The sequence below is a fragment of the Hellea balneolensis DSM 19091 genome (genome assembly GCF_000428525.1).
Classification (GTDB): domain Bacteria; phylum Pseudomonadota; class Alphaproteobacteria; order Caulobacterales; family Maricaulaceae; genus Hellea; species Hellea balneolensis.
In genome coordinates this window covers 90,685-96,720 of record NZ_AUAC01000009.1, presented here as the reverse complement: position 1 = coordinate 96,720, position 6,036 = coordinate 90,685, and the positions used below count along the sequence as shown (strand labels likewise).

Below are 6,036 nucleotides of genomic sequence, written 5' to 3'. Positions count from 1 at the left end.
CGCTTGGGAACGAGCCTGTCGTCCTAAATTGTGTAAGCTGCACGTAGCGCCTTCCTCAGGCAGACTGTTGCCCGTAAACTGCAAAAGAAATGGTCACCGCAGCAGATAGCAGGATGGTTAAAGAGAACGTATCCAGGAGAGACGCCAAAGCACGTATCGCATGAGACTATATATCGAAGTCTATATGTACAGGCACGCGGTGTACTAAAGAAAGAACTCATGGCTCACTTACGCGCTAGCCGCCGGACCATCAGGCGTTCACGCCACGCCAGCCTCAAGCGAGATAGCTTAGGCCAGATAACCGAAGCTGTCTCCATACGTGAACGGCCAGCAGAAGTAGAAGGCCGAACTGTTCCAGGGCATTGGGAAGGCGACCTGATTGCAGGGTCAAAACAGAACTTTATCGCGACACTTGTAGAGCGTCATTCTCGCTATGTCATGCTCGTTAAAGTCCCAGGCAAAGAAACAGCCAAGGTGACTGCGGCCCTCACCAAGCACGCAAAGAAATCACCCAAGGAACTCTACAAATCACTGACATGGGATCGAGGCATGGAGATGTCTTCCCATAAAGTGTTTACGGTAGCGACAGATATCTACCTCTTCTTTTGCGATCCATATAGTCCGTGGCAACGTGGTGGCAATGAGAACACCAATCGCCTCATCAGACAATACCTTCTCAAAGGCATCGATCTCTCCGTCTATAGCCAAGCTAAATTAAATGGGATAGCTAGAGCTCTCAACGAGCGTCCCCGAAAGACCCTCGACTACGAAACACCGGCCGAGCGGTTTGGCCAATGTGTTGCGGCGACCCGTTGAACTCACAGGGCAAACTGCAGAAGCGTCCTTTAACGCCACATTGGTTTGGGTGGGTAAATTAAAGGCATGCCGCCCCGACTTTTTCTAATTTACCCCGAAGGCAATTTTATAGAAGCCGAAACGGACACGCCCTTTTTCCAAATCGGTGAAACCAAATATGGGCGTCCTATATTAGTGCGTGCCCAAGACCCCGAAATGAGTTTTGAGGATGCGGTTAAGTTGTTGTTGGTCTCATTTGACTCTACGATTAAAGCCAATTTGTCAGTGGGCTTACCGCTCGACCTTATGGTTTATGAAACAGACAGTCTTAAAATCGGGCATAAGCAGAGGATCAAGCGCGATGATAAATATTTTCGGCATATTTCCACAGGATGGGGAAAGGCCCTGAAAAAAGCGTTTAAGGCTTTGCCCGATTACACATTTGGCTCTAATTAAAGCCAGAAATTAAGCACTCTCTAAAACGGGTCGTCCTGCTCAGGGAGGAAAATTTCGCGCTTGCCGCCTGACATGGCTTCACCAATCATACCTTCTGTTTCCATGCGTTCAATCAAATCCGCCGCGCGGTTATAGCCGATGCTTAGCTTGCGCTGAATATAGCTGGTGGAAGCTTTACGGTCTCTGGCCACAATAGCGACGGCCTGATCAAAGAGAGAGTTGCCCTCGCTTCCGCCGCCCGCTTTTGTGGGATCGCTTGGGCCTTCTTCGCGTTCCGTTGTGATGTCCTCAAGGTAACTTGGCGCGCCTTGGGCTTTGACAAAGTTTGCAATTTGCTCAACTTCGCCGTCACTGACAAATGGCCCGTGGAGGCGGCGCGGTCGGCCCGTACCCATAAAGAGCATATCACCATTTCCGAGCAATTGCTCTGCGCCTTGTTCGCCCAAAATGGTGCGGCTATCTATTTTTGAACCAACACGGAATGAGATACGGGTGGGGAAATTGGCTTTGATCGTACCTGTAATCACATCCACAGAGGGGCGCTGAGTCGCCATAATCATGTGAATACCAGCGGCCCGCGCCATTTGCGCAAGGCGCTGTACGCTGCCTTCAATATCTTTTTTCGCGACCATCATCAGATCAGCCATCTCGTCAATAATGACGACGATAAAGGGCATCGGTTCAAAGTTTAACTCTTCGGTCTCATATTCCGGCTCACCTGTTTCTTTATTATAACCCGTCATGACAGTCCGCGTCATGACCTCGCCGCTTGCTTTGGCCTCAGCAACCTTTTCATTATAACCGGCCATATTGCGAACGCCCATTTTAGACATTTTCCGGTAGCGGTCTTCCATCTCGCGCACCGTCCATTTCAGGGCCACAACCGCTTTTTTAGGCTCGGTAACAACAGGCGCGAGCAAATGCGGCGCGCCATCATAAACTGACAGCTCAAGCATTTTCGGATCAATCATGATGAACTTACACTGCTCCGGCGTGAGAGTGTACATGAGCGAGAGGATCATTGCATTCACACCGACCGACTTACCCGAGCCCGTCGTACCCGCAATCAGCAAGTGGGGCATTTTTGATAGATCTGTGATGAACGGAGCACCGCCAATATCTTCTCCGAGGATAAGCGGCAGAGCCATATCAGTTGTTTTGAACAATTCTGAATCAAGCATGTCCCGTAGCCAGACGGTTTCGCGGCGCCGATTTGGCATTTCTACGCCCATGGCATTCCGCCCCGGTACGACAGCGATACGGGCGGATTGTGCGGACATATTGCGCGCGATATCATCGGACAGATTGATCACACGTTGGGATTTAACACCGGGAGCAGGTTCAAATTCAAAAAGCGTTACAACGGGTCCCGGACGCACGGCGCCCATTTCGCCTTCAATGCCGTAATCCGCCATGACCTTGTGAAGTTGATCAGAGGAGCGGCGCAGGGCACCTTCATCAGTTATCGCCGAGCGGGGCGGCGGGACCTTTAACAGACCAAGGCCTGGCAACACAAAGTCAGAGCCTTCGGGGAAATTAAATTGCGGCTTTTTGGGTTTGGCTTTCGGCTTTGGTTTAGCCGAGGCTTTAGCTTTTGTGGGTTGAGGCGCAACGGTTTTAGCTTTGCGGACGCGTTTTGTTTTGGGCTTCGCCGCTTGGGGCGTGTCGGGAATCGTTCTGTAAAGATTATCAATAGAGTCAGACGCTCCCAGAGGTTCAACATAATTTTTCTTAAATAATTTGGTCACGAATAGCGCCATCTTATCGATACCTATCCGAATATAGGCCCAGACCAATCCTGCGGCGTCCCAAATATCTATGAGGTCTTTGGCGACGATATTGAGAAACCGTCCCAGACAAAATCCAGCGGCCATAAATGTCAGAAAAGCAACGACGAGTCCTGAGATCGGAAGATTGAAATGATCCAAAACACCTTTGATATTGAGATAAATGCTATCACCGACCCAACCGCCCAAACCTCCGGCCATGGGCCAGCTTTGCGGGATTGGAAAAGCTGATAAGGTTGCCGTACCGAAGATCACAGCGCCCAGGAAAAGAAAGCTATTCCGTGCTGTCTCTAATTTGGTTATTTGTGTTTTAGGACGGAAAATTCCGCGAATACCAGCAAAAAGCGTCAGCACGGCTGCCAATATGCTACCCCATCCTAATATCTGTAAAAGGATATTGGATAGCTTTGCGCCCGGTCCGCCCAAAAGGTTTTGCACGCGGCCAATACCTGCTGTGTCACCTGTTGAATCAAAAGGGTTATAGGACAAAATAGCGAGTAAGACAGTTCCCCCGACAGCGCAGAGCAAGAGAGCGATTATAGCGCGCTTAAATGCACTGCCCGTTGACATGTTCAGGTCTTCCATCAGTTGATGGGCATATCCTGCGTCATAATCAGTTGCGCTAGCGCTTGGCGGCATTGTTAAACCTCTTTAAATTTATCCTAACAAAGTCTGAAGGCGGGACGTAAATATGAGGTTAAGAAGGGAAGGGTTTTGTGTGGCGGGGTGGGTGCTTTATCCTGAAAGGGGGTATTGGTAAAAGCTACTAATCCCTGATTTTTTTTGTATCGTTGACAATATTCATACCTGCCATGGCACCGTGACCGAGTTCGATAGACGCGAAGGGGCCACCATGACAATAATCCCCAACATCCAGCGAGTTGAGCGGAGGATTGGACGCATAAACCTCTTTGGCAAATTGTTCGGCGTTATCTTTGGGACGGTAGCCCAAATGGCTTGCCTTGGCATTATCCACTGGCGTGCGGTCATTGTTGGAAACACCGTAAATAATGCTAAACCCTGTCACAGGTGTGGTGATAGATTTTTCGACAAGCTGGATTAGATCATCATATGATAGCCATGAGCCGACTGCACGCGGGTTGGTGACTTGGGCGCAAGACAGAATGCGCATATGCACGCTTTCAAGCCCGCGCTTATCCCAATACAGACTTCCTAAATCTTCGGCGAAACATTTTGCCAATCCATAAAAAGTATCAGGGCGATGAGGCACGTCAGTGCCAATAAACTCATTTTTGGGATACATGCCAACGGCGTGGATCGAGCTGGCGTAAACCACGCGCTTCAACCCATTTTGAAAAGCTGCTTCCCAGATATTATAGGCCCCGATGAAATTCGGGCCGAGTAATTTTTCAAATGGACCTTCGTCAACATAAGCGCCGAAATGAACGACTATATCTGCGTCTTTAAGCAGGGGCATGATATCATCCATCTCAGCCACATCAGCCTTTTGATATCGTTCATTAGGATAGAGGCTGCCGATATCATCAACGATATCCGAAGAGATTAGTTCCGCTGCTAATTGACTTAGGGGTTCACGCAAATAAGATCCAAGGCGTCCGGCGGCTCCCGTTAAAACTATACGTTTCATAATATTCTCATCTATGCGATTTGAGCCTCAAATAACGGCTTTTTCAATTATTGGCGTGTTAGTTGAAATACGGTTATAATTAAAAGGCGATAAATCCAAACTCTTATATTCGCCATAAATCAGCATCTCTGCGCTCCCACGCCCCATTGCCGGCGATTGCTGTAAGCCATGTCCAGAAAAACCATTGAGGAAATAGAAATTCGTAATGTTATTATGCGGCCCCATAATAGCATTATGGTCAAATGTATTATAGGCGTAATGTCCCGCCCATTCACTTTGGATTTTTATCGCTTCAAATTGCGGAATACGCGTGGCGAGGATGGGCCAGACATGGCTTTCCCAAATGTCGAAATCCATCGTAAAGTCATCATAGGCAACGGCAGGGTCAATGTCAGAATGCGCACCACATTGATACGTCCCGCCGCCATTTTCGCGCACATGTACGCCTGACGGATCAATGGTTAGTGGTAGGTCTTGGTCGAGTGGTTGTTCAGCGGCGAATATCCAGCTGTAACGCTTACGGGGCTCAACGGGGACTTCGATACCGGCCATTTTGGCTGTACGAGCCGCGCGCGGGCCAGAGGCATTAAGCATCTTGCCACAGGCTATGACCTCACCGGATTTAAGGGTGACGCTTTCCACTTTCGTGCCATTTGCACTTTTCGTCATGCTGACAACTTCATTTGCGATATACTCGACACCAGCTTTGCGTGATTGACGCCGCCACGCATCAAAGACTGCCGTGCCGTCCCAATACCCTTCATCACGTAAATTGATTGAACCAAGAACAATATCATCAACATTATAAAATGGATATTTTAGTTTAATTTGGTCAGGGCTTAAAAGTTGCGTTTCAGCACCTGCATTGAGTTGAACTTGCTGGCTCTCTCGCAAGACATCGGCAAAGTTGTCATTGTCAGCAAGATACATATAACCAAAGTTTTGAATAGAAAGTTCAGGCACCAGATCATCTGCGTCCATGTGGTCTCTGATATTTTTGACAAAATCCGCAGCAAATTGTGAAATGTGAACATTCAGCTCTGTAGAAAACTGCTGCCGCATGCAAGAATTCGTGTGCATAGTCGAAGAATTTACATAAGTCGGGTCGCGCTCAACAACTAAGACAGAGCCTCTAAAGTCCTTATTCTTAGACAAAAACCAGGCTGTGGATGCGCCCATAATTGCCCCGCCTATGATGATAATGTCATAGCTCTTATGCTGTGGGTTCTGTAACTCTAATGTCATAACCAAGTCAGATATTCTTTAATTAAAATACTACAAAATTAAATCGACATCATAACACATACTTATTTTAATTTCCGCTATCCCCATTCCTCCCCTTAGCCAAAACGCCCCATAGCAAAAGCTTCTGCTCCGCGTTAAGTTCAC

General features: G+C 48.3%; 3 protein-coding genes and 2 pseudogenes. 2 read left to right on the top strand and 3 right to left on the bottom strand.

What is annotated here, in order from left to right; genetic code table 11:
- Positions 1 to 816, top strand: a pseudogene (locus tag F569_RS18255) (IS30 family transposase); the annotation flags it as partial.
- 7 nt (positions 817 to 823) lie between these two features.
- Positions 824 to 1,251, top strand: a pseudogene (locus F569_RS18250) (peptidase); the annotation flags it as partial.
- Positions 1,252 to 1,271: 20 nt separating this feature from the next.
- Here F569_RS18250 and F569_RS0114005 read toward each other — a convergent pair.
- The 3 genes from F569_RS0114005 to F569_RS0113995 all read right to left on the bottom strand — a co-directional run bounded on the left by F569_RS0114005 (position 1,272) and on the right by F569_RS0113995 (position 5,892).
- Entirely contained in the window at positions 1,272 to 3,677 is a 2,406-nt protein-coding gene (locus F569_RS0114005) for an FtsK/SpoIIIE family DNA translocase (RefSeq protein ID WP_026942717.1), read from the bottom strand.
- Between the two features lie 127 nt (positions 3,678 to 3,804).
- Entirely contained in the window at positions 3,805 to 4,647 is an 843-nt protein-coding gene (locus F569_RS0114000; RefSeq protein ID WP_026942716.1) for an NAD-dependent epimerase/dehydratase family protein, read from the bottom strand.
- A 27-nt stretch (positions 4,648 to 4,674) separates the two neighbouring features.
- Positions 4,675 to 5,892 (bottom strand): NAD(P)/FAD-dependent oxidoreductase, encoded by a 1,218-nt coding sequence (locus tag F569_RS0113995; protein ID WP_026942715.1) that lies wholly within the window; start codon positions 5,890 to 5,892, stop codon positions 4,675 to 4,677.
- Positions 5,893 to 6,036: the final 144 nt, after the last annotated feature.

Bases quoted from the DNA above. Each gene is read 5' to 3' on its own strand.
- F569_RS0114005 (WP_026942717.1), bottom strand. From the start codon at position 3,677: ATGCCGCCAAGCGCTAGCGCAACTGATTATGACGCAGGATATGCCCAT.
- F569_RS0114000 (WP_026942716.1), bottom strand. From the start codon at position 4,647: ATGAAACGTATAGTTTTAACGGGAGCCGCCGGACGCCTTGGATCTTAT.
- F569_RS0113995 (WP_026942715.1), bottom strand. From the start codon at position 5,892: ATGACATTAGAGTTACAGAACCCACAGCATAAGAGCTATGACATTATC.